Source organism: Geobacter sp. FeAm09 (assembly GCF_008330225.1).
Lineage (GTDB): Bacteria > Desulfobacterota > Desulfuromonadia > Geobacterales > Pseudopelobacteraceae > Oryzomonas.
In genome coordinates, this window is the sequence record NZ_CP042466.1 from 1,026,158 (window position 1) to 1,048,904 (window position 22,747).

A 22,747-nucleotide genomic window follows, 5' to 3' on the forward strand; every position below is an offset into this window, starting at 1 on the left:
GGGGCGGTTTCGTCGGCGCGCTTTGTGCGGGGGAAATGGGGGGGCGGCCGCTGATGTGATGTCGCCAAGGGATCGGTGGAGAGGCCCCGGGGCGGGCTGCCCGGATGACAGGTCATGCCTTGGGGAGGTGGTGCGGGATTTGCCGAAATGCCGGGGAACGGGGCGGTTGCGGATGTGTCTCTGCCGCCTGCTTGATGTGGCGGGGGTGCATGGCCGGGGTGCTAATAAGAGGGCAGGCTACTTATTGGCACCCGGAGGATGGCCCGGTGCACCGGTCGCAATTAGTGAAGACCGCAGTTGCCGTCGAAGGGGCAGGCCGAACATTCTTTCATCGCATCGATGCATTGGCCATTCACGGCACCAAACCGTCGATGGATCTTTGCGCTTGAGCATTGCGGGCAAACATGGCTGGATTCGTCGCCACTGCTCACGGGTACGGAAAATTCGTAGTCGCAATCGCCGCATATCAGATTGTAATTCGACATAAAAACAACTCCTTGACCGAATAATAGTTCTATTTCACTATGGAAATTATAAGACGTTAACATCCGGAATGAACATCTGTCAATGCAATTTGAGGCAGGGGGGAGGCCTCCTCAATTTCGCCTCTTGTCAATATTCGGACCTGGCACTTTTTCTTTTCTGCTCAAATTCAGAGAATGCCATAAAGTTTAGTGCCACCTCGGGGCCAACGCGCGAAACGGAAATTATGGTCGTGCTGGAAAGGGATGGCTATAAATTTCAAGATCTGAAGATTGGAGAGCCGGCCCTTGCGACTTGCTCTTTTAACTAGTAAGCATAACCATCAATAATTTCCAGGATGTCATCAATGTACTGCATCTGTCGGCTGTCTGTCTTTTGTCGCATTTTCATTGGAACAGCTTTATAAAAATCTTCACGGGTTGTCGGTAGGTGTACAATCAGTCGGCTCAGGACTTCATCACGCAGTATCCCTCTACTGTCATCATTAAAAGAAGGAAGGATGTTTGTAAGACGGTATTCAAGAAGTTCATCCCTAAGGCTTAGCGAGGCTTTTTGAGGAGCTAGTTCCAGGGCTGGCTGTGCAACTGTAGCTTTTTCGGTCTTTGTCTTTATGGATTCAGTTGCCTCAAAAACGGCTTGACATGAAGGTTTGATTGAAGCAATAGCAGCAGAAACCGCATCTTGGAATCCTGAATCAGTTGTCACTACGGACGATTGTTCTTGTAATGCTTTCCGTACCACATTCACAAGCCGCTGGACTTCAATATCGCGGTTTTTAAACCAATCAGTTGACCAGATTCGGTGAATACGCCAGCCTTTCCTCTTTAGGATCTCTTGACGCAGTCGATCCCTGTCACGTACGGATTTTGCGGAATGATACGTAGCACCGTCGCATTCTACACCCAGAATAAATTCTCCTTCGCGTTCAGGATGCTGTACACCGATATCAATAAAGAAGCCGGCTACGCCTACCTGTGCGACTGTCTTGAAGCCATGAAGGTGCAGGTGGTGTGCGACTGAAACTTCGAAGTCGCTGTCCGGCTCTTTGCCGCCAATAATACCGTAATCCGGAAGGCGGCCTGTCTCAGCGTAATCAAGATATTCCTTGAGTGCTATTGAACCCTTTGACGGACTGTCGCCAAGTTTGATATCAGCTGACCGAAGCGACGTGAAAAGTTCAAGTTGTTTTTTGGCCCGTGTAAATATGACGTTCAACCTTCTCCATCCAGTTTCGCCAGCAATAGGTCCAAAGCGCTGGTAGACCTTTCCCGTTTCCTTATCGGGACCATATGTTGTCGAAACAAAAATGACATCTCGTTCATCACCTTGGACGTTCTCAAGGTTTTTGATGAAGAACGGTTCTTCGGTCCCCTCGGTATTTTTGATAGCCTGCTCCAACCATGGCTGCTCTTTCTGGATTCTGTCCAATATGTCTGAAACAAGCTCGGCCTGTTCCCTGTTGAATGTTGCAACACCAAGAGTGTTTACGGGATTATTCCTGAAGTGTTCCACTACTGCTAAGGCAACAGCTTCAGCTTCATTCCTGTTGCGTCCCTTTTGATAAGTCGCCCCATCAATGTAATGGCGATGAACGCCATAATTGCTGTTATTCCCAAACGGGGAAGGAAAAATTATCAGGTCATCATCGTAAAAGCGGTTGTTTGAGAATGCAATAAGGCTTTCGTGAACTGACCGATAGTGCCACCGTAGCCTGCGTTTGTTATATGTTGTCATGCAGATATCGAGAATGGATTCGGTATCTTGAATTGCCATGGCCTCCTCGTCATCATCAGCCCCACTATCGGTACGATCGAAAAAACTGGTAGGTGGTAGTTGTTTGGGGTCGCCAACAACAATCAGCTGTGTAGCTCTGGCGATTGCGCCTAGTGCGTCTTCAGGTTTAAGTTGCGATGCCTCGTCCATGATTACCAGATCGAAACTGATATTGTTAGGATCGAGGTATTGTGCAACAGACAGAGGGCTCATCATGAAGCAGGGTTTGAGTCCCTGAAGTGCCCCACCGGCTCGGCGAACCAGTTGCCGGATTGGAATGTGACGTTTTTGTTTAGTTAGTTCTCGCTTGAGTAAAGCAAAGTCGGTGTGATCTTTAACAGGCCCATATCCAATGCCATTAGGGATTTTTCTATTCGAAGCGATATAGGCAACTCGCTCTCGTGCGGTTGCCATGATCATCCTGTCAGTACTTGCATAACGCTCTCGGATCCCCTCGTATTTGGCCCTAGTAAATGATGCTAGATCAGGATACTGCCGCATAACTTCTCGGGCCATCCCTTCGTAAACCGCATACCTATAAATGGCAGCACTTTCATCAGGACTAATTTTTTCTCTACCTATTGCAGTATTTATAGGTGTAAGGCCATAGCTGTCAGCGCTTTCAGTCAAAACACAATAATCATTCCAGCTAGTTATGCTTCCAATGTGTTCAATACATTTGAGTACAAATTTAGAAAGACTGACAAAATTATCAAAATAATACTCATAATTTAAAGGGTTATTAGGTGATATTTTTACATAATTTAAAATGTTCTCAAAATTTATTAAATAATTATTCCAAAATTGCTTGTTAGAATCAAAAAAAGTAGTAAATATATTTATTTTATCAGCAGTTTTACCTGATAGGAGCCATTTTTGTAAATCTTTTGTTAATTCTCCATGAATTACAAGTCTTTCCAGCCAAGTGGCACTTCGCAGTAGACTCTCTGTGTTGGTGGACATACCACTGTATTCGGTTCCTAATAAATCGCAGTAGAGCTTATTGTCCAAATTAGCCTGAAGTTCTATGGTAAAAAGATATGCATTTGCTGATACCGCTAAATCTTTCATCGATGTAGAATCTAATTTTTTGTTTGACTTCAGGAGTTTCAGCGTCGCGTTGAATATATCTTTTTGTGTAGTCATGGTTGACAATGTGTCGGTGATGCGGGCTCCACAATCTAAAAGGTCAGATGCGCCTAGAGATTCAAGCCCGGCATGTATGGTATTTATCAAGCCGGCCGCAGAAAATAGTTTTGTCACAATCTCCTGAATGCGTGGAGCTAGCTGGTACGCATGACCTGATGATCCCACAAGTGTTGAGAATATCTGGCACCAGTTTATGTGGCTTTCTAGGCGATCCCAATCTGTATCGATCCCGACATAAGACGTGCCGAGTTTTAACTTGTAGCTTTGATTTGAACTAACAGAATCAATTTCTTTGATTGTATCAACCACGCTCTCGATTCGTTCGATCAGGTCTTTAGCACCTAGTTGTTTGGGGTCGACCAACAAAGTCTTAGCTGTGCGCCTTAGTGAACGGTATTGCGACGAGAAAATGGCGAAAAAAGATCCCCTGAATTTTCTTAGATCCCGCGCTAAGGAAACAAGGTCGTCTGTTTTCGGGAGATATCGCAGCAGAAAGAAGCGTCCGTGATTCAGGAACGTTTCTCCAAGACTTTCACATTTGTTACGTGCCTCGCGAAAAATAGATACAGTTGATTCCATGCAGTGTTCGGCATGGCAATGCACCGGGGGGGCAAACGGCATGTTTGATAGTACATGATGTAAGTTCAGTGCTTGTTTACTGTCTACCACACTAACCAGTGGTGTTGAAAAGAATTCTTGTAAATCTTCAAGAACTCGAGCCAATTGATCAAGGAGGTCGCAGAGTTGCTCCTGCTTATCGAACAGGTCGGCAATCTCCTTGTACGTCAGGTTATCAAAACCTACTGACTCCAATGCTGATACACAATCGATAATAGCTTTGGCATCCTCCGGAGTAAGATCGCCAATACAATTTAACGCGAGTTCCGCGTTTTGGGCTTGTTGATGATGTTTTCTTATGGTGGCATCCAATTTTTTGATTGCATCCATGGTATTAGGTAACGCAAGTATTGGGGCGAGAGCTTGGTGAAAATCATAAGGCAGGTCACATAATAGATAAAGATTATTGAGTTTGGAGAGCAACCATAACCCTTTAACTGTAGTTGGCAGCGGACAATCATAGTGCGTTAGATAGTCGCAAAGGTTTGAATGATGCGCCTCAATTAGTTTGTTAAGTTCGGAAAAATTCTCGGCCAAAATCATTTCGTCGCCAGGCAGGATGTTGACTGGTGTGAAGTCTTTCCAGACATCCATTGCTTCATCCGGTAAATCTATTCTCAGTCTAGCGATGTCTTTAAGCAGGTTTGACCGGTCGTTCAACTGATTTCGAGTTAATGACAGCGGATTGCTGACAGTAAACCTAACTTCGCACCCTCCGACTTCGGTTCGGCACCTTTCAGCTGTCCAGAAAATGTCGTAAACAGTCTCTCCGTTCGGGCCGACTACACTGTTTACCAAATTCGAGTAGGACAAGAGGCGATCCCGCTCTATTGCGAGGTCTTCCATCTCCCTATCCAGTGTGGTGGTATCTCTGTACTTTTTTAGAATTCTTTTAGCTATGTCATTGTGCAACTGGCCTTTTTGAGTTTTATGGCTATGCAACTCTAGGCAGAAATCGCCAAGGCCTGCTTGGTCAAGTCGTGACCGAACAACTTCCAAAGCGGCTTTCTTTTCGGCAACAAATAGGACAGATAGTCCTTCATGCAGAGCTGCTGCAATGATATTGGTGATGGTTTGGCTCTTCCCCGTTCCCGGTGGGCCCTCAACAACAAGATTTTCTCTGTGATGCACTGCATCAATAATGACCGACGTTTGTGAGCTGTCGGCATCGGTTATTAATGGCAGTGATATAGCCTTGCTATCTCTATCGAGATCATATTCCTCACCGTATGGCCGATCTTCATTACTCTCATATTCATTACGGCCAGCCAGTATAGCCCTGACATTTTGATGGCCGGTTAATGCCGGCCAGCGAGACGGGTCGAGGTCACGGTACATGAGAAGTTTTGAAAAACTGAATAAACCAAGGACCATTTCCCGCGCAACCCGCCACCGTTTACGATGTCCCACGGTATTTACTACGGCTTCCAGATAATTTTCTGTGGTATTGCATTCACCAAGCTCTGGCAGAATCAAGTCGAAGTCTGTTTTAAGTTTTTCGGCCAGCGACAGGTTGGTTTCGATATCCTCACCGGTGTACGAAAGAATGTAGGAATAACAGTTTGATTTCTTATCAAGGCGGGATTTCTCTATCTTAACCGGCACCAGTATAAGAGGGGCACGGTTTTTTTCGGCAGAATCATCAGCTTCATACCATTCTAAAAAACCAATTGCTAAATGCAGTAGATTGCTGCCGGTTTCTTCAATAGCAGTTCGAGATTCCTGATGAAGTTTTTTGCAACGCCGCTCCAGTACTGTGTCACTAAAAGGTGTCTGAAGGCAGGTGTCAGTGTATTTTTCAACGGACTGGCCGTTAGCAACCGGTAATTCAATGTTAGTTTCAGTCAGCGTTACCTGCAGGCCATCTTCCATAACCAGCGGTAAAAACTGCATTGACTTTTCACCGTCGACCAATATCCGAAATACTTCGTTTGGTAATTCGTCAACGATCCGTATACTTTTAACGCTTTCTTTAAAATTAAGTAGCCGATTTCGACGTGTTAAATCAAGCAACTTACCGCGGACATCTGTCAGTACCCGTTCCACCAGTTCAGACATACCACTAATCCTCCATTGAATAAAAAAGTCCGGCGATGGTTTGAGTCTATGTGGACAAGATAAAATTGTTGCTATCATGTCAATATTTTTTATGGACATGAACGGCAGGTCATTGAAGAAATAACTAATCGTTTCCCTTTTCAATGACAGTCATTCTTTCTGATCTCGATCAAACTTACGCATCAGGACGTTTTGCGTAGCTTTTTAGAAACTCGTATCTTTTGCCGTCGACGGTCCTTTTTACGAATTGTTTTATTAAAGCGTGCTCCATCTTACATCTGTGTGCGTAATTTTCAATCGTAAAATCAGCATGTTAAAATAATTACCACTCCCTGCAAAATGTTAAAAAAATTAACACGAACCATCCAATCCTTCTTACCTCCCCAATATCAAACGAAAAAGAGGCCCCTGGATCGTCTCCGGGAGCCCCTTCTTGTGTCATTATGATACACCCCGCCGCCGCAACGGTCACACGGCGGCGCCGATCCCCCGGGTGAAGATGGCCGCGTACTGGCTGACCAGGTGTTCGTCCCGGTCGGGCGAATGGCTCACCAGCGACTCGGTGGCCAGGGTGCTGAGGACGTAGTAATTGACCATGCCGGCCAGGGCCAGGGCCGCGTTCACGGCATCCACGTCCTGGCGGAACTGCCCCTGCCGTATCCCCGCCCGGACCACCTCGGCGAGGATGCGGATCACCTTGCCGATGGCGGGGGCGACGATGGCGGCGAAACAATCCGTGGGGTTGGTGAGCTCGCTGGTGTAGAAACGCAGCAGATGGGGGTTGTCCCGGTGCCGCCGGATGGTCCAGCGCAGGTATCCCTCGATCACGGCCAAGGGTTCGTCGCCGTGCCGCCGGATCTCCTCGATCTGGTCGAAGCAGGCGAATTGCTCGCGCAGGACCGCGGTATACAACCCCTCCTTGCTGCCGAAGTAGTACGAGATCATGGAGATGCTCGCCCCGGCGGCCCGGGCCAGCTCCCGGACGCTGACGCCGTGCAGGCCGCGCTCGGCAAAGAGCCGCGTCCCTTCCTCCAGCAACTTTTTGCGGCACTCCGCTTTCGTCATGTGGGCTCCGATCCGTTCCGATATGCGCCAAGAGTAGCAAAATCACGCGCAAAATCAAATGGCGGAGCCATTCTGCCAAAATAATCCTTGCAGGTCAAACGCCGTATTGTTATTCTGTATTCAAACGAACGTTCGTTTTGTTCCCCGAATCATGCCGGTCTGCACCGTTGATCGCAGCGCAAACCCTCGAAAAAACGTCGGGAAAACATTCACTACTGATGGAGGAGCATGCCCAGATGTCGGAACTACTCAAGAGGATCAGGAAACCCAATCTCCACTCCCGGATCAAAAAAGCCGAAGACGTCATCCCCCTGTTCAAAAACGGGATGAACGTGGGCTGGTCGGGCTTTACCCCCGCCGGCTACCCCAAGATGGTGCCCATCGCCCTTGCCGATTACGTGGAGAATAACGGGCTTCAGGGGAAACTGAAATTCAACCTGTTCATCGGCGCGTCGGTGGGCGTGGAGACCGAGGACCGGTGGGCCTCCCTGGACATGATCGACCGTCGCTGGCCCTACCAGACCGGCAAGAATATCCAGGCGGGCATCAACGAGGGGCGCATCCGCATGGGGGACAAGCACCTCTCCATGTTTGCCCAGGACCTGGGGTACGGCTTCTACACCAAGGAGGAGAGCGGGCGCCTGGACATCGCCATCATCGAGTGCTCCGCCATCACGGAAAACGGCGAACTGGTCCTGACCGCCTCCTGCGGCGCCGTGCCGGAGATCGTGCAGGTCGCCGACCAGCTCATCATCGAGATCAACACCTCCATACCCAGCTTCGAGGGGCTGCACGACATCGTCGAGCCGGTGAGCCCGCCCAACCGGCTGCCCTATCTCATCAGCCGGGTGGATGACCGGGCCGGTTCCCCCTACGTGCGGGTCGATCCGGACCGGATCGTGGCCATCATCGAATCGAACCGCCCCGACAACGGCCGTTCCTTCAGCGAGCAGGACGCCACCTCGGAGGCCATCGCCGGCCACATCATCGACTTCTTCTCCCAGGAGGTCAAGGCGGGCCGGCTGCCCAAGAGCCTGCTGCCGCTCCAGTCCGGCGTCGGCTCCATCGCCAATGCGGTCATCGGCGGGCTGGCCAAGGGGCCGTTCACGGGACTCAAGGTCTGGACCGAGGTGTTGCAGGACACCATGCTCGATCTCTTCGATTCCGGGAAGCTGGATTTCGCCTCCACGGTTTCCCTCTCCTATTCGGTGGACGGCTTCAAGCGCTTTTACGACAACTGGGACAAGTACAGCGGCAAGGTGCTCATGCGCCCCCTCTCCATCGCCAACCACCCGGAGCCGATCCGCCGTCTGGGGTGCATCGCCATGAATACCCCGGTGGAGTTCGACATCTACGCCCACGCCAACTCCACCCTGGTGGGGGGCACCAGGATGATCAACGGTATCGGCGGGTCCGGCGACTTCCTGCGCAACGCCTATCTCTCCATCATGCACACGCCGTCGGCCCGGCCGAGCAAGACCGACCCCACCGGCATCACCTGCGTGGTGCCCCACGTGCCCCACGTGGACCATACGGAGCACGACCTGGATGTGCTGGTGACGGAGCAGGGGCTGGCCGACCTGCGCGGCCTGGACCCCAAGAGCAGGGCGCAGGTGATCATCGACAAGTGCGCCCACCCGGATTACAAGCCGCTGTTGCAGGAGTATTTCGACATGGCGAAGAAGGAGTGCCTGGCGCGCAAGGCGGGGCATGAGCCCCAGTTGCTCGACCGGGTCTTCAAGATGCAGGTCAACCTGGCCAAGAACGGCACCATGAAGATCGCAAACTGGGACATCTAGACCGGCGGCAGGCCGGCGGCACGAACAGAAGCGCCGCCGGCCCCCCCAGGGGAGGGGCCGGCGGCGTTGTCGTGCGCCCGGCACCCGATGCGGCACGCAGTCATTCCCGGTATTGAACGAGGTCCCGGCATGAAACCGCAAATCATCTCCACCCGCATATCCGATGAACTCTTGGGGAAGATCGACAGGATGGCCTGGCAGATGGGGCTGACCCGAAAAGAGGTTGTGGAGCTGTCGTTTCGGGAGTGGCTGAAAGACAATCTGCACGCCGGCAACCACTCCCCCGCCCGTGTTCTGAAATTCTAATGCCTGACCCGGGGCTTCCCCGGGTCAGGCTTTCTCCCCGCCGAGCAGGTGCCGCAGCCAGCCGTAGCCGCTCACCACCACGATCCCCGCCACCACCAGCACCGCCCCCACCACGAAGCTCGGCTCCAGCGGTTCGTGGAGCAGCCACACCCCGAAGGCGATGCCGAAGAACGGCGTCATGAACGAGAATACCCCGAGCCGCGAGGCCAGATAGCGGCGCAGCAGCCAGAGCCAGGTGAGGTAGCTGGCAAAGGAGACCACCAGCGCCTGGAACAGGATGCTCCCCCAGGCCCGGAGGGTGGGGTTGAAGGCGGCCTCGCCCAGAGCCGCGGCGGCCGCCAGCAGCAGGACGAAGGCGGCCGCCAACTGGTACAGCAGGGCCTTGGTGGCGGAGGTCCGGGCCAGGCTCGAGCAGCGCAGCACCACCGTGGTGGCGCCCCAGGCGATCCCGGCCATAAGCCCCAGGAAATCTCCCCACAGGATGTGCGCCGGCGCCCCGGCCGCCGCTTGTTGGCTCCGGCCGAAGAACGCGATGACGATGCCCGCGAAGGCCAGCAGGATGCCAAACCACTGGAAGCGTTGCAGCCGCTCCGCGGGCAGGCGCCAGTGGAGGCCCAGGGCGGCGAAGGCGGGTGCGGTGTACAGGAACACCGCCATGTGGGAGGCGCTGGTATAGCGCAGCCCCTGGCCTACGAACAGAAACTCCAGGGCGAAGAGCAGCCCCACGGCCAGGCCGGGCCGCCACGTGCCGTCCCCCAGGGACATGCGCTCCCCCCGCAGGACCATCGCCACCCCCACCAGCAGCGCCGAAATCCCGGAACGGAGCGCCAACTGCATGAGCGGCGCAACATCCGGGGCCGCGATCTTCAGCACCACCTGCTGCAATCCCCAGATCATGCAGAGGAGCAGCATCAGGCCCATGGCCAGGCCGTCTATCGCCTTATGTGTGTCTATGATCGTCTCCTTGGTCTGTTTTCGCCGAATTTTTCAAAATAGCAGAAGCAAGGGCGCGGTCAACGAAAAAGAGCGCCCCGCCCGGAATTCCCCTCCCTCGCCCAAGCCGCCGCCCGCCCGGAAACGCCGGCACCGGTCTTTTTCTTGCGCGGGCAAGCCTGTGCCGTTGACAGCGGCCTTTTCATGAGAGACAATCGGCGTTCTTGCAACATGCCGGAATGGCTTTGTCTCTGCCGTTCATTACCCGAACCGCTACAGCTTGCAGGCCGTTGTGCCGATTACTATAAACTGGACGATGACAGGCGGGACGCAGCAAAGGGGCGGACATGCGAAAAAACGACGAGGGGAGCGTAAATGTCCTTAGAGTATTCACCCATAGTGCTTGATTCCATCAACCACGAAACCTTCCCCAAGGTCGAGCTCTACGTCGGGCTCAACGGGAAATACACGCTCTACAAACCGGAAAAGACCAAGCTCACCATCCACAATATCGAGCGGCTGCGGGAAAACGGCACCGAGTTCGTGTACATCAACAGCAAGGATTCGGAGGTGGTGCAGGAGCATGTGGAGAAGCGGCTCGACGATTCCCGTGCCGCCGCCATCCTGTCCCAGCATTCCAAGAACCTCATCTGCAGCCAGATGGTCATCAAGGCCATCGACGATGTCTTCCGGAAGCCCAACGAGCCGGCCGCATTCGAGAAATGCCGCACCATCCTCGGCAAGATCGCGTTCGTGTTCGAGGACCGGAACGAGCTCATCAAGCTCTTCGCCAAGCTGGAAGACAACTTCGACAAGTATCTCATCAATCACTCGGCCCAGACGACCATCCTGGCGATGTTCATGGCCGAGAGGCTGTTCGGCGCCGGGCGGGACGAGATCATCAGCGTCGGCACCGGGGCCATGGTGCACGATATCGGGATGCTCTCCATATCGAGCGATATTACGGACAAGGTGGATGTGCTCACGGAAAGCGAGTATTACCGGGTCAAGCTCCATCCCAAATACGGCATCGACCTGCTCACCAGCGCCGGGGTCACGGACCGGATCGTCCATGACATCACCTGGGGCCATCACGAGCGCTATGACGCCAGCGGCTACCCCAGGGGGCTGTTCGCCGACGATATCCCGCGCCATGCCATGCTGGTATCCATCTGCGACATCTACTGCGCCCTGACCATGAACCGTCCCTACAAGTCCGCATCATCCCCCAGCGACACCCTGCGGACCCTGAAGAGCGAACGCAAACTTTTCGACCCGGAGATCCTGGCGGGGTTCATGGGGATCATGGAGGACAACGAAATCCCGGAAACGGCGGCAGAGGAAAAGAATACGCGGATAGAGGCCAGAACCATGGATATGGCCGAGATCCGGGAGCTGAAGAAACTGATGCGGAGCCCCAACGCCGACCGCACCAGGCTGGTCAAGATGCATTCCATCATAACGGACAACATCAACAGCACCTATGGCGAAGAGCGGGCGGCCCTCATGGAGCTGCGGTCGGAATTGAAGAACCTGCTCAAGTCCCTGTTCTCCGAGGCGGCGGGGAAGGTGTGAAAGGGTCGCCGGATGCCCGTACCGGCAACCGGGCACGGGTCATACGCTCGCGCCGGCCGCCATTCCCGGGGAATTTCCAGCGCCTCGATCTGCCGGGCCAGCAGGTAATTTGTCTGGTGGATCAGGCACCGTGCCATGCTGGCCACCAGGGCGGGGCGGGTCTCCGCAAGCGGCCACCAGGTCCCGCCGGTCGCCGGGGGCGCGTGCCCCGACTTCCCCGCATGCCGGGTTTCCCGGAAATCCTTTGCCCGCATCTCGAAACTCCCCACTCGTCAAGGCTATAGGCGTCCCTCCTCATAATGCGACTTTTTTTGTCGCTCCCCGGTGCTAGTCTGAATCATGGAAAATGAAAAAGCACATGCTCCGTATCTGCAACTATCTTAAATAATGAGATACATATGCAAGAGAGAGTCGAACTTATTCGCCGGATGCTTTCAATTTCATCATGTACTGAATCACTTCGCGCAATTGATCTTTGGAGAGGCTTTCAGTCGCCGCCAGCAGAACCTTCTCCTCGTAGCTCAACTGGCGATGATACTCTTCCCGAGTGCCAAAGAGGATAGTCTTCTCATCCACGCCGAGGGCGTCGCACAAAAGGGGGAGGATCTTCTTTCCCGGCCGGCGCTGCCCCCGCTCCAGAGCGGATATGTACGGCTCCTTCACCTGGATGATCTCGGCCAACTGTTTCTGCGTGTAGCCGGCGTCCTCGCGGAATCTTTTGATGTTGTCCCCGACACTCATGCTGATTACCCCCTGTTGAATTATTCTGAGTTTAATTTAATCAAGAAGATTGTCAACAAAAAGCTTTATGCATGTTTCTGCATGATTGCCGAATCAAAAAGGAGGGGTGGCGGTGGCTTGTCAGCAGGAGGCGCCGGCGGGCGGTTGTATGGGGTTCATCGGACTCGTGCGGCCCTGGGCTGCGCCAGGTACAGCGGCCCGCCGGATGCCCGCAGTTTCATTGCGAACTCGATCACCAGAAGCAGGAGCCGGGTGGAGAAGCCCTGCACCGCGGCCAGCAGGACCTTTTCCTCATGGCGCAGCGGGCGCCCCTCGGGACCGAACCGGATCGCCTGCTCGTCCACGCCGAGGGCGTCGCACAAAAGGGGGAGAATCTTCTTCCCCGGCCGACGCTGCCCCCGCTCCAGGGCCGACAGGTAGGACGGCTTCATCCCCATGATCCCGGCCAACTGTTTCTGCGTATAACCCGCTTCCTCGCGGAGCTTTTTGATGTTTTCCCCAACGCCCATGATGGCCACCTCCTCATTGAATTATAAGTAAGCATAATTTAACGCCTCCATTTGTCAATCTAAAAATCATTATGTTTATTTTTTGCTTGACTACTAAATCTTTTTGATTTAGTTTTTAATCAAAAAGGAGGTGAAAGATGACTGAATCGGATCAATCGGATCATGCCGCGGCCATGTCGGTCCGCCTCCCCCGGACCAAAAAACGGGAGCTGCACGATCTCTCCCGGCGTACCGGCATCTCCGTGGGGAGCATCGTGCGCAGTCTCATCTATTCCCGGCTGGCCGAGGAGCACGGGGGACCGGGGCCGTGAGGGGGGGGAGGCCGCAGGGAAAAAGCATGAAACACGGCGCACCCGAACCGGCCATGTGAGGCGATGACCGCACCCCGGAAAGGTCCCGCGCCGTTCCTCAGTGGCGGATGGCGACCTTGTTGTAGCCCCATGATGGCGGGCGTTTTTCAACCAGGGAGGTGAACGATGGATGAAGGTACCAGGGCCGCGTGGCTGCGGGCCCGAAGGAGCGGCATCGGCGGTTCGGATGCGGCGGCGGTGCTGGGGGTGTCACGCTACGCCACCGCTTATCAGGTCTATCTGGACAAACGGGGCGAGTTGCCGGAGCAGCCGGAGAGCCCGGCCATGTTCTGGGGGCGCGCCCTGGAACCGGCGATCCGGCGGTGTTACGCCGACGCCACCGGCCGGACGGTGCGTGTCCCCGGCCGGATCGTGCGGCACCCGCACCGCCCCTATCTGCTGGCCACCCTGGACGGCATCACCGACGACGGCCGGGTGCTGGAGATCAAGACCGCCCGCAGCGCCGAAGGGTGGGGCGAGCCGGGGAGCGACGAGATTCCAGAGGCCTACCTGTGCCAGGTGCAGCATTACCTCATGGTCACCGGGCTGGAAACGGCCGATGTGGCGGTGCTCATCGGCGGCCAGGATTTCCGGCTCTACGAGGTGGGGGCGGACCGGGAGCTGCAGGATCTCATGGCCGGGCAGGAGGCCGAATTCTGGGGGAGGGTGGAGCGGGGCGAACCCCCCGAAGCCGCGTCCCTGGCCGACCTGGCCCACCGCTTCCGGCACCCGGTGGCCGCCACGGTCCCCGCTCCGCCCCGGGCCGTTGCCGCGGTGGCCGGGCTGAAACTGCTGCGGGACGAGATGAAGCGCCTCGAAGCCGAGGAGGAACGGCTGAAGATCATCGTCCAGAGCTGCATGGGGGAGAGGGAGGGGCTCACCATCGACGGCCGCCTGGCGGCCACCTGGAAAGCGGCCAAACCAGCCAGCCGCTTCGACCACGACGCTTTCCGGACGGCCCACCCGGAGCTGTATGGCCGCTACCTGAAGAGCGGCGAGGCGGTACGGCGCTTTTTGCTGAAGTGAACGGCTGACGTTCGCCGCAGAAACACGGAGGCACGGAGGTCCACAGAGAAAGGCAGAAAAATCGAGGGATACAACCATCAAACAGGAACCGTTGGTTTTTGCGTCCGTGCTCCCGGTTTTCTCCGCGCCTTTGTGGCGCCGTGGCAAAAATGAGATGTTAACAAGGAGACTATACCTATGACAACGACGGCAACCACACCTCTGGATATGTTCACCACCGCCATCGCGCCGCGCCCCGGCGGAAACGCCCCCCTGGGGGACGCGGAGGGGGCCGTCCTTTTGGCCCGGCGTTTTCCCCGCGACCAGGGCGAGGCCTTCGAGCGGATCATGGCCGCCTGCCGCAGGGCCGGACTGGCCCGGGCCGGGCTCTACACCTGCCGTCGCGACGGGGCGGACGTCAGCGGCCCCTCCATCCGCCTGGCCGAGGCCATTGCCCAAGGCTGGGGCAACATCCAGGAGTTGGCGCAGCAGGGGGGCGAAGCCACGGTCAGGGCCTACGCCTGGGACGTGGAGAGCAACACGCGCCAGGAAAAGGTCTTCCTGGTGCGCCACCGGCGCGCCGGCCGCCCGGGAGCGCCGCGGGCCGGGGAGGGGCGGGACGGCTACGAGGTGGTGGCCAGCCAGGGGGCGCGCCGCCTGCGGGCCTGCATCCTGGGGGTGGTACCGGGGGATGTGGTGGAGGCGGCCGTGGAGCAGTGCGAGGAGACCCTGGCCCGGACCGACGCTTCCCCCGCGGCCCGGGCCAGACTGGTCGATGCCTTCGCCGCCTGCGGGGTCAGCCGCGGGCAGGTGGAGGCCCACATCGGCTGCCCCCTGGAAGCCGCCACCCCAGCCCAGGTGGCGGAACTGGGCAAGATCGGCAACAGCCTGCGGGACGGCATGAGCGCCCCGGGCGACTGGTTCGCTCCACAGGGAGAGGCGGCGGCCGGCGGGGAGGCCCCGCCCCAAAAGGGGGCGGCCGGGCTGAAGGAGCGGCTGCGCCGCGGTGCAGCCCGGAAAACGGCCGAACCGGCCCGGGAGGTGTGACATGGAATGTCCCAAGTGTCACTCCCGGCACATCCGGCGGGTGGCGGTGATCGCCACCCCCTCGACCCTGGAGCGCTACGACGATGAGCATGCCTGGGTGGAGGGGGACAGTTGCCTCATGTGCGGCTACTGGGCCGACGTGGGGCCGGAGCCCGCCGCCACTGAATAACCTGAAAGGCTGATGTTTGCCACGGCGCCCCGGAGTCTCGGAGAACACCCTTGAGAGCGTCAATACCTGCCCCGGAGACACAGAGGAAACCAAAAGCACGAAAAACAGCAACAACAATCCTGATAACGGTTTTACCCCACAAAGTCTTGTGCCTTTCTCCGTGTACCTCCGTGTCTCCGTGTTTCCGGGGCGGATGGTGATCTTAGATTTTATCCGTGTCCCTGGGGCGGGCTTTACGTTGTTTTACTAGGAGGCGCCGATGCTGAACCACAGGCAGACCCTGTTCGTGAACGAATACCTGGTGGACCTGAACGCCACCCAGGCGGCCATCCGGGCCGGCTACACCGTGGGGTCCGCCAACGAGACCGGCTGCCGGCTGCTGCGCAAGCCGGAGATCGCCGAGACGGTCCGCCGGGCGATGGCGGCGCGGGCCGAGAAACTGCACCTGAGCGGCGAGGACGTGCTCCGTTCCATCGTGGAGATCCGGGGCAGGGCCGTGACCAGGGGCAAGCTCTCCCAGGCCCTCAAGGCCAACGAACTTTTGGGCAAGCACCTGAAACTCTTCACCGACCGGGTGGAGCACGCAGGTCACGACGGCGGCCCCCTGGAGATCTCCGACCTGGAACTGTCCAACCGGCTCCTGACCCTCATCGCCATCCTGGAGGAACGGGCCGATGGCGCATGATGCCCTGGAAAAGCTGAAACGCCTGTTGGGATACGCCACCGCCGCGGAACGGGCCGAGCTGGCAGCCATCGCCCGCCAGCTCACCCCGGCCTGGGTGCCGCTCTTCCAGGGGCCGCAACAGGCGGCCTACGACTCCCCGGCCGACGTGCTCTTTTACGGCGGCGCGGCCGGCGGCGGCAAGACCGACCTGGTGATCGGCGCGGCCCTCACCCGGCACCGGCGCTCCATCATCTTCCGCAAGGTCGGCACCGAGCTGCAGGCCATCATCGACCGCATGGCCGAGATCCTGGGCACGGCGGAGGGGTACAATGCGCAGAAGAACGTGTGGCGCCTGTCCGGCCGCCAGGTGGAGTTCGGGGCCGTGCCGGTCCCGGGGGACGAGAAGAAGTACCAGGGGCGCCCCCACGACCTCAAGGTGTTCGACGAGATCACCTCCTTCCCCGAGGCCCAGTTCCGCTTCCTCGTCACCTGGCTGCGCACCACCGCCAAGGCGCAGCGCTGCCGGGTCATCTGCACCGGCAACCCGCCGGTGGACAGCCAGGGAGAGTGGGTGGTGCGCTACTGGGCACCCTGGCTGGACAAGGACCACCCCAACCCGGCCCAACCGGGGGAACTGCGCTGGTTCGCCGTGCTGGACGGCAAGGACGTGGAGCTGGACAGCGGCGAGCCGTTTTGCCATGCCGGCACGGAGATCAGGCCCCAGTCCCGCACCTTCATCCCGTCGCGGGTCCGGGACAACCCCTTTCTCATGGAAACCGGCTACGAGGCCACCCTGCAGGCGCTGCCCGAACCGCTCCGTTCGCAAATGCTGGAGGGGGACTTCACGGCGGGCCGGGACGAGAACCCCTTCCAGGTCATCCCCACGGCCTGGGTGACGGCGGCCCAGGGACGGTGGCGCGAAGAGGGGCGGCAAGGCCCCATGGACGCCGTGGGGCAGGACGTGGCCCGCGGGGGGAGGGCCGAGACGGTGGTGGCCCGCCGCCACGGGGCGTGGTACGACCAACTCCTCTGCTACCCCGGCAGCGTCACTCCCGACGGCCCCAGCGCCGCGGCAGTCGCCCTGTCCGCCGTGCGGGACGGCGCGCCGATCCACGTGGACGTCATCGGCTGCGGCACCAGCCCCTACGACCACCTGAACCGGGCCGGAGTGCACGTGGTGGCCATCAACGGCGCGGCGGCCAGTTACGGCACGGACCACAGCGGCAAGCTCCGCTTTTACAACCTGCGGGCCGAGTTGTGGTGGAAGCTGCGCGAGGCCCTGGACCCGGCGGCCGTCCCACCGGTGGCCCTGCCGCCGGGCCAGGCGCTGCGCGCCGACCTGTGCGCCCCCACCTGGAGCCTGCGCGCGGGCCGGATTCTCATCGAATCCAAGGAGGATCTCATGGCCCGCATCGGCCGCTCACCGGACAAGGGGGACGCCATCGTCTACGCCTCGGTGGAGACGCCGAAACGGGCGGCCCTCGCCGGCCGTGCCGGGCACGTGGTGGAGTACGATCCGTGGGTGTAGGGGCGCATGGCATGCGCCCCTACGATTCACATAGGTAATCACCGGGAAAATGGAGGTTGAGCGATGACTATCGACGAGAGCATGGATACCTGGCGCCGGCGGCGCTGGGTGAGCGCCCAGGAGCTGGCCCAAACCATGGAGGTGACTCCCCGCACGGTGCGCAACTGGTGGTATTCGCGCAAGACCCCGCTCAAGGCGTGGATGGCCTACGGCGACACGCGCTTCATCCGCTTCACCGCCGCCTCGGCCATCGAGTTCGTGCAGGAGGGGTTTGCGGAGCCGTAAGTTTTGGGTGGTAACGGGAACGTAGGGGCGCACTGCCGTGCGCCCGATTGGTGTGGGGGTGATGCGGGGCGCATGCGATGCACCCCTACGGAGCGTGGATCGCAGAGGGCGCGTCTCCCCGTTTCATTCTATGCAGGATGGCGACCTGATCCCTCTGGCGTTTGAGACCTTCACAGAGTCGGCTCTCCCGCCGGCTCCCCGACGCGTTCCTGTACGGCGTCCCGGTACATGCGCAGGATGGTCGAGGTATTGACGATGGCGACGACCGTTTCGAGGAGCGTGCCGCCGATGGAGCCGCTGAGGATGTCGTTCGCCAGCCAGCAGAAGGTGCTGGAGAGGATCACCAGCCGCATGGGGATGCCCTTCATGGTGAACACGGCATAGGTGGAGACGCACGACCCGATCACGGGCAGCCAGCCGAAGAGGCTTTTCGTAAGCACCAGGCCGATGCCGACGTTGGCGGCAATGACAAAGACCGCCACCAGGGCCGAGCGGGTCTTCATCGCCAAAAATGAGCGCAGGCTCGTGAGCAGGGCGCTCGCCGCAGCGGTCGGATTGCCGAGCAGGGAAAAATGAACGGTGTAGGCGATGCTTTCCAGGCCGACGAAAAATTTGAGGGGCCGGTCCTCTTTCTGGAGAAAAGCGACGCAGCCAAGGACGAATGCGATATAGCCCACGCACTGGGGCAGAGAAAGGAATTCCACCAGAATACTCCCGAAGCCTGACGCGTTATGGGCCGAATCCCGAACCAGGTGCGGTTCGGTCGGCCCATTTTTTATAATGATACTTATACGTATTATTTGCAATATCTGATTTCATGGTGCCGGCCAGAGGGGGGGCGCCCGCCCCGAACCGTCGGCGGGGGATCAGGGTTTTCCCTAATGTGTCAAAATGATCCAATCAACGGCTCCCGGAACGCCTTAGGGGGCCGTTTTTGCGTGTATTGTCGGTATGTTGTGGGATATTCTCAAAAGTGTTACCGTCTGTAACAATTTCAGAAGTGTGGTAATTTTTTTAACATATTGATTTTGCGGTTGAAAATTGTGTTTACGCGGGGTAGAAGGGGGCATGGCGTACCAGGGCAGGGTGCCGTCCCGGGGAGGGGCGGATAAGGGCTGCGGGTCCGGTGCGCGATTTCCCCGGGTTTTCCGGGAGATGGCGGGATAGTGGCCGTGATCACGACGACGGGCAGCGTGTATAGCTGGAAAAGAGAGGTGATGGCGCTCTGCAGAAGGGCGCTGGACGGTAAACTGTCGCCGGAGGAACTGGCCGCCCGGTGGCCGGAGCAGGCCGACCGGTATCCGCTGTTCCGGCAGATCCGCGACGATGTCAGGGATGCCGTGGCGCACGGGCCTTGCCCGGTCTCCGAAACCAGGGGGGCGGCCCGGGCAGGGTCCGCTTCGGAGAGGTATCTGGCGGTGCTTGTGGATTACAATCTGCTTGGCTGCGATATGCCCGACAGGTTGTCGTCTCTCTATCGGGAGTATCTCCTTACCCTGGAGGGGTTGTCCGAGGAGGTGGTGGCGCGGGAAACGGTAACGCTCTGCGCCAAGCTCGACGGCCGTCCCGGACCGCACTGAGCGGGGAATGGGCCGGGGGAGTTTCGGCGATCGCGGGGTAGGGGGCTCCCCGGGCGGCTGCCCCGCGGTTCGCGGCGGAACCCCGGGGATGCACCCCTGCCCTTATGGGCGGCGCGGGTTATCCGTGACTAGAACCTGGCCTTGGTGAAGAGCTGGATGACGTTGACCGGGCAGTTCCGGTCGGCCGGTGTCTGGCAGTGCAGGTAGTAGAACCCTGCCAGCAGGGCAATGAGTCCGATGGCCACATACAGAGAAATCCGGGATGGTTGCATGGCGTCCCCCTTCCCATAAAATCCCCTGCGCGGACGGCGCCCGGCTCTGCTGCGCTGATGCCCCCCTGGGGCCCGCCTGACGGCCGGTCGCCCGTGCGGTTCACGATTCGCTTTTCCATTATAGCACACATTGCGCGGTTTTGGTCGCCGTCGAAAAAAACGACGGCGCCGGGGATGGGGAAAGACGGCCGCCGGGCTACGCCGCGCCGTCCGCTGTGCCGGCGGTGCCGGCGGTGACGGCGTGTATCCCGTCGCACAGCCGGTGCAGGTCGTCCGGGGAGATGATGTAGGGGGGCATGGTGTATATCAGCCTGCCGAAAGGGCGCAGCCAGACCCCCGCGTCCACCAGGCGCCGCTGGATCTGCGCCATGGCCACCGGTTCCCGCATCTCCACCACGCCGATGGCCCCCAGGACGCGCACGTCGGCGACCCCCGCCGCCCGCCGCAGCGGCAGGAGCCGCTCCTTCAGGATGGTTTCGATGCGCGCCACGTTTCCTTGCCAGCCGCCCTCCAGGAGGAGCCGGGTGCTGGCCAGGGCCGTGGCGCAGGCCAGGGGGTTGGCCATGAAGGTGGGGCCGTGCATGAACACCCCCGGAGGGGCGGCGGAGATGGTGTGGGCCACCTCCCGGGTGCAGAGGGTGGCGGCCAGGGTAAGGCAGCCGCCGGTCAGGGCCTTGCCCACGCACATGATGTCCGGGGCGACGGCGGCGTGTTCGCAGGCGAAGAGCCTGCCGGTCCGGCCGAAGCCGGTGGCGATCTCGTCGGCGACGAGCAGGATGCCGTATTCGGTGCAGAGCCGGCGCACCTGCCGCAGGTAGTCCGGGTGGTAGAAGCGCATGCCGCCGGCCCCCTGGACGATCGGCTCCAGGATGAAGGCGGCGATGCTCTCGTGGTGCTGCCGCAGGAACGCCTCGACCTCGTCGGTTTCCGTTGCGTCGTAGCTGTCGTAAAAGCCGGAGCGGGGCGCGGGCAGAAAGTACTGCCGGGGCAGGTTCTGGTTGAAGATGGCGTGCATGCCGGTGTCCGGGTCGGAAACGGACATGGCGTGCCAGGTGTCGCCGTGGTACCCCCGGCGCACGGTGACGAAGGCGTGCCGGGTGCGGCAGCCGCGGGCGTGCCAGTATTGCAGCGCCATCTTCATGGCCACTTCCACCGCCACCGAGCCGGAATCACTGAAGAAGACGTGTTCCAGACCGTCCGGCACGATCCCGAGGAGCAGCCGTGCCAGCTCCACCGCCGGTTCGTGGGTCAGGCCGCCGAACATGACGTGGGACATGCGCCCGATCTGGGCGGTCATGGCGGCGTTGAGCGCCGGGTGGTTGTAGCCGTGGATGGCGGACCACCAGCTCGACATGCCGTCGATGAGGCGCCGGCCGTCCAGGAGCTGGAGGTGCACGCCGTCGGCACGCGCCACCGGATAGCAGGCGAGGGGGGCGGCGGCCGAGGTATAGGGGTGCCAGAGGTGCGCCCGGTCGAATTCCAGCAGTTCCTGTTCGGTCATGTTCCCGCCATGGGCGGAATCGTTCATGGATATGGCTCCCTGCGCCCCTCGTGCGGGAACGAGGGCCGCGTTGGAAATGTGGCTGCGGGTGCGTCCGCGCCCCCGGTCAGGCCTCCGGGGCCGCCGCTGCCGGCGCAGGTCCCCCCGCAGGCAGCGGCACGATCCCGAGTTTTTCCCCGCTCCCCAAGGCCCGCCGGCGGACCTCGTCGCGTACCGCGCCGATCAGCTCCGTATGTCCCACCCCCCGCCGTCCGGTCTCGTCCCTGACCCACCGGAGCACCCCGTGGAGCTGCGCCACCGGGATGCCCCGGGTGGTCAGGACCATGGTGGTGCCGCAGGGGCAGTTGGCGAAGGCCGCCGCGCCCAGCGGCTCTTCCGGCTCCCAGTCGCACAGTTCCACGTCGTAGGAGATGGTGTCCCCGATGAGTTCCGTGTCCAGGATGTAGTCCCGGAGGTTGGCGAAATAGCGGCCGCAGGTGGGGCACCCCCGGGGGAACAGTCCCTCGAAGTGCGCATGCATTATGCGGACAACCTCTTCATCCGTCATGGCGGGAAACGCCCTTTCTTCATGAAGCGCCGCTGCGGTGCGGGCAGAGGGGAATCGGCCGGGAGCGGCACCCGATTCATGCATGAAGCCGGGTGGTTACGGATAGTGCGTGCGCCGGCGGCCTGGGGATTGATATACAGGTTTTTGCGGCAAGAGTCCACGGCAAGTTTCGGCCGGCCCGCCTCCTCCGCGGGCGGTGCCCCGCGCCGCGTCGTCGGCGATGCGGGTTCCGCTGGTTTGATGTCCGGGAAAAAAATTTTGTCTGGTTGAACACATTTCCCTACGGTGCTATACTTCCACGGAGCGGGCGGCGTTTTTTGTCCCGCCAAGGCCAAACCCTTCGCGAGAGGGGGACGGAAAGCCGCGGATCTTCCCCACGACCGGAAGATGGCCGGGCTGCCGAAGGAGAGAACACGCCTTCGCGGGGCCCGGCGTTTTTGCGCGCGCCGCCGGCCGCCGCGCGGGCTTTCCGGACATGCGATGGGGCAGTGTCAGGGCCGGGTGACCGGCAGAGGAGAAGGAGGGGTCAATGTCGATACCGATTCAGAATTTCAGCGGAAGTGAACCCAATGTGGAGGAGTGCAGGACCGAGCACATCGTGGACGATTTTTCCCGGTGCCTCGCCCACAACGTGGCCTGCCGGTACGCCATTCCGGCCGGCACCACCAGCAGCTACTGCATTCACCCCGACCACGGCGCCTTTCAGGGCATGCCGGTGTTCGGGCGCCGGCAGGAACACCGGGGGCAGCGGCCGCCGGAGCACGCCGCCCCCCGCACCCACTGACGGGGA

The 22,747-nt window shown here is 59.2% G+C and carries 21 protein-coding genes and 1 riboswitch; of the genes, 12 read left to right on the forward strand and 9 right to left on the reverse strand.

Going from position 1 to position 22,747, the window contains the following annotated elements:
• Positions 1 to 789 precede the first annotated feature (789 nt).
• Positions 790 to 6,081 carry a DUF4011 domain-containing protein gene (locus tag FO488_RS04750; protein ID WP_168205891.1) on the reverse strand — a complete coding sequence of 1,764 codons (5,292 nt, stop codon included), beginning with the start codon at positions 6,079 to 6,081 and terminating at the stop codon, positions 790 to 792.
• Between the two features lie 468 nt (positions 6,082 to 6,549).
• Positions 6,550 to 7,146: a TetR/AcrR family transcriptional regulator gene (locus FO488_RS04755; protein ID WP_149209492.1), complete on the reverse strand. Its 597-nt coding sequence runs from the start codon at positions 7,144 to 7,146 to the stop codon at positions 6,550 to 6,552.
• Positions 7,147 to 7,382: 236 nt separating this feature from the next.
• On the opposite strand from FO488_RS04755, the gene FO488_RS04760 reads away from it, so the two are divergent.
• Both FO488_RS04760 and FO488_RS04765 read left to right on the forward strand, forming a co-directional pair.
• Positions 7,383 to 8,945: an acetyl-CoA hydrolase/transferase C-terminal domain-containing protein gene (locus FO488_RS04760; protein WP_149209493.1), complete on the forward strand. Its 1,563-nt coding sequence runs from the start codon at positions 7,383 to 7,385 to the stop codon at positions 8,943 to 8,945.
• A gap of 129 nt (positions 8,946 to 9,074) precedes the next feature.
• Complete coding sequence (locus FO488_RS04765) at positions 9,075 to 9,251, forward strand: ribbon-helix-helix protein, CopG family (RefSeq protein ID WP_149209494.1); 177 nt, start codon at positions 9,075 to 9,077, stop codon at positions 9,249 to 9,251.
• A gap of 24 nt (positions 9,252 to 9,275) precedes the next feature.
• On the opposite strand, the gene FO488_RS04770 is transcribed toward FO488_RS04765, so the two are convergent.
• On the reverse strand, positions 9,276 to 10,205 hold the full coding sequence (locus FO488_RS04770; RefSeq protein ID WP_149209495.1) for a DMT family transporter: 930 nt from the start codon (positions 10,203 to 10,205) through the stop codon (positions 9,276 to 9,278).
• Between the two features lie 354 nt (positions 10,206 to 10,559).
• On the opposite strand from FO488_RS04770, the gene FO488_RS04775 reads away from it, so the two are divergent.
• Entirely contained in the window at positions 10,560 to 11,759 is a 1,200-nt protein-coding gene (locus FO488_RS04775) for an HD-GYP domain-containing protein (protein WP_149209496.1), read from the forward strand.
• Between the two features lie 417 nt (positions 11,760 to 12,176).
• Here FO488_RS04775 and FO488_RS04780 read toward each other — a convergent pair whose 3' ends face one another.
• Entirely contained in the window at positions 12,177 to 12,500 is a 324-nt protein-coding gene (locus FO488_RS04780; protein WP_149209497.1) for a helix-turn-helix domain-containing protein, read from the reverse strand.
• Positions 12,501 to 12,655: 155 nt separating this feature from the next.
• Positions 12,656 to 13,009: a helix-turn-helix domain-containing protein gene (locus FO488_RS04785; RefSeq protein WP_149209498.1), complete on the reverse strand. Its 354-nt coding sequence runs from the start codon at positions 13,007 to 13,009 to the stop codon at positions 12,656 to 12,658.
• A 137-nt stretch (positions 13,010 to 13,146) separates the two neighbouring features.
• Between FO488_RS04785 and FO488_RS19320 the strand changes: the two genes are divergently transcribed.
• From FO488_RS19320 to FO488_RS04810, 7 genes are all read left to right on the forward strand, one after another.
• Positions 13,147 to 13,320: a hypothetical protein gene (locus FO488_RS19320; protein WP_168205892.1), complete on the forward strand. Its 174-nt coding sequence runs from the start codon at positions 13,147 to 13,149 to the stop codon at positions 13,318 to 13,320.
• Between the two features lie 165 nt (positions 13,321 to 13,485).
• Positions 13,486 to 14,385 carry a YqaJ viral recombinase family protein gene (locus tag FO488_RS04790; RefSeq protein WP_149209499.1) on the forward strand — a complete coding sequence of 300 codons (900 nt, stop codon included), beginning with the start codon at positions 13,486 to 13,488 and terminating at the stop codon, positions 14,383 to 14,385.
• A gap of 177 nt (positions 14,386 to 14,562) precedes the next feature.
• Positions 14,563 to 15,411, forward strand: coding sequence for a hypothetical protein (locus tag FO488_RS04795; protein ID WP_149209500.1), 849 nt, complete (start codon positions 14,563 to 14,565; stop codon positions 15,409 to 15,411).
• Position 15,412: 1 nt separating this feature from the next.
• The gene (locus tag FO488_RS19325) at positions 15,413 to 15,580 is read left to right on the forward strand and encodes a hypothetical protein (RefSeq protein ID WP_168205893.1); all 168 of its coding nucleotides are present in this window, start codon (positions 15,413 to 15,415) and stop codon (positions 15,578 to 15,580) included.
• Between the two features lie 259 nt (positions 15,581 to 15,839).
• A complete protein-coding gene (locus FO488_RS04800; protein WP_149209501.1) occupies positions 15,840 to 16,265 on the forward strand; it encodes a terminase small subunit in 426 nt (141 codons plus the stop codon).
• On the forward strand, positions 16,255 to 17,772 hold the full coding sequence (locus FO488_RS04805) for a terminase family protein (protein ID WP_149209502.1): 1,518 nt from the start codon (positions 16,255 to 16,257) through the stop codon (positions 17,770 to 17,772). The genes FO488_RS04800 and FO488_RS04805 overlap by 11 nt, the downstream gene beginning before the upstream one ends.
• 63 nt (positions 17,773 to 17,835) lie before the next feature.
• Positions 17,836 to 18,057, forward strand: coding sequence for a hypothetical protein (locus FO488_RS04810; protein WP_149209503.1), 222 nt, complete (start codon positions 17,836 to 17,838; stop codon positions 18,055 to 18,057).
• 170 nt (positions 18,058 to 18,227) lie between these two features.
• Here the strand turns inward: FO488_RS04810 and FO488_RS04815 are convergent, their stop codons facing one another.
• Positions 18,228 to 18,761: a YgjV family protein gene (locus FO488_RS04815; RefSeq protein ID WP_149209504.1), complete on the reverse strand. Its 534-nt coding sequence runs from the start codon at positions 18,759 to 18,761 to the stop codon at positions 18,228 to 18,230.
• A 468-nt stretch (positions 18,762 to 19,229) separates the two neighbouring features.
• Between FO488_RS04815 and FO488_RS04820 the strand changes: the two genes are divergently transcribed.
• Positions 19,230 to 19,637: a hypothetical protein gene (locus FO488_RS04820; protein WP_149209505.1), complete on the forward strand. Its 408-nt coding sequence runs from the start codon at positions 19,230 to 19,232 to the stop codon at positions 19,635 to 19,637.
• Positions 19,638 to 19,765: 128 nt separating this feature from the next.
• On the opposite strand, the gene FO488_RS19330 is transcribed toward FO488_RS04820, so the two are convergent.
• From FO488_RS19330 to FO488_RS04830, 3 genes are all read right to left on the reverse strand, one after another.
• Positions 19,766 to 19,909, reverse strand: coding sequence for a hypothetical protein (locus FO488_RS19330; protein ID WP_168205894.1), 144 nt, complete (start codon positions 19,907 to 19,909; stop codon positions 19,766 to 19,768).
• Positions 19,910 to 20,105: 196 nt separating this feature from the next.
• Positions 20,106 to 21,410, reverse strand: a complete 1,305-nt coding sequence (gene bioA, locus FO488_RS04825) for an adenosylmethionine--8-amino-7-oxononanoate transaminase (protein WP_149212086.1) — start codon at positions 21,408 to 21,410, stop codon at positions 20,106 to 20,108.
• A gap of 106 nt (positions 21,411 to 21,516) precedes the next feature.
• On the reverse strand, positions 21,517 to 21,957 hold the full coding sequence (locus tag FO488_RS04830) for a hypothetical protein (RefSeq protein ID WP_149209506.1): 441 nt from the start codon (positions 21,955 to 21,957) through the stop codon (positions 21,517 to 21,519).
• 320 nt (positions 21,958 to 22,277) lie between these two features.
• A riboswitch (cyclic di-GMP riboswitch) is annotated at positions 22,278 to 22,361 on the forward strand.
• A 125-nt stretch (positions 22,362 to 22,486) separates the two neighbouring features.
• Between FO488_RS04830 and FO488_RS04835 the strand changes: the two genes are divergently transcribed.
• Positions 22,487 to 22,741, forward strand: a complete 255-nt coding sequence (locus FO488_RS04835; RefSeq protein WP_149209507.1) for a hypothetical protein — start codon at positions 22,487 to 22,489, stop codon at positions 22,739 to 22,741.
• The last annotated feature ends 6 nt before the right edge of the window (positions 22,742 to 22,747 follow it).

Coding starts and splice junctions, on each gene's coding strand:
- FO488_RS04775 (WP_149209496.1), top strand. CDS start 10,560: ATGTCCTTAGAGTATTCACCCATAGTGCTTGATTCCATCAACCACGAA.
- bioA (WP_149212086.1), bottom strand. CDS start 21,410: ATGACCGAACAGGAACTGCTGGAATTCGACCGGGCGCACCTCTGGCAC.
- FO488_RS04760 (WP_149209493.1), top strand. CDS start 7,383: ATGTCGGAACTACTCAAGAGGATCAGGAAACCCAATCTCCACTCCCGG.
- FO488_RS04795 (WP_149209500.1), top strand. CDS start 14,563: ATGACAACGACGGCAACCACACCTCTGGATATGTTCACCACCGCCATC.
- FO488_RS04780 (WP_149209497.1), bottom strand. CDS start 12,500: ATGAGTGTCGGGGACAACATCAAAAGATTCCGCGAGGACGCCGGCTAC.
- FO488_RS19320 (WP_168205892.1), top strand. CDS start 13,147: ATGACTGAATCGGATCAATCGGATCATGCCGCGGCCATGTCGGTCCGC.
- FO488_RS04830 (WP_149209506.1), bottom strand. CDS start 21,957: ATGACGGATGAAGAGGTTGTCCGCATAATGCATGCGCACTTCGAGGGA.
- FO488_RS04835 (WP_149209507.1), top strand. CDS start 22,487: ATGTCGATACCGATTCAGAATTTCAGCGGAAGTGAACCCAATGTGGAG.
- FO488_RS04810 (WP_149209503.1), top strand. CDS start 17,836: ATGACTATCGACGAGAGCATGGATACCTGGCGCCGGCGGCGCTGGGTG.
- FO488_RS04765 (WP_149209494.1), top strand. CDS start 9,075: ATGAAACCGCAAATCATCTCCACCCGCATATCCGATGAACTCTTGGGG.
- FO488_RS19325 (WP_168205893.1), top strand. CDS start 15,413: ATGGAATGTCCCAAGTGTCACTCCCGGCACATCCGGCGGGTGGCGGTG.
- FO488_RS04755 (WP_149209492.1), bottom strand. CDS start 7,146: ATGACGAAAGCGGAGTGCCGCAAAAAGTTGCTGGAGGAAGGGACGCGG.
- FO488_RS04805 (WP_149209502.1), top strand. CDS start 16,255: ATGGCGCATGATGCCCTGGAAAAGCTGAAACGCCTGTTGGGATACGCC.
- FO488_RS04800 (WP_149209501.1), top strand. CDS start 15,840: ATGCTGAACCACAGGCAGACCCTGTTCGTGAACGAATACCTGGTGGAC.
- FO488_RS04790 (WP_149209499.1), top strand. CDS start 13,486: ATGGATGAAGGTACCAGGGCCGCGTGGCTGCGGGCCCGAAGGAGCGGC.
- FO488_RS04785 (WP_149209498.1), bottom strand. CDS start 13,009: ATGGGCGTTGGGGAAAACATCAAAAAGCTCCGCGAGGAAGCGGGTTAT.
- FO488_RS19330 (WP_168205894.1), bottom strand. CDS start 19,909: ATGCAACCATCCCGGATTTCTCTGTATGTGGCCATCGGACTCATTGCC.
- FO488_RS04750 (WP_168205891.1), bottom strand. CDS start 6,081: ATGTCTGAACTGGTGGAACGGGTACTGACAGATGTCCGCGGTAAGTTG.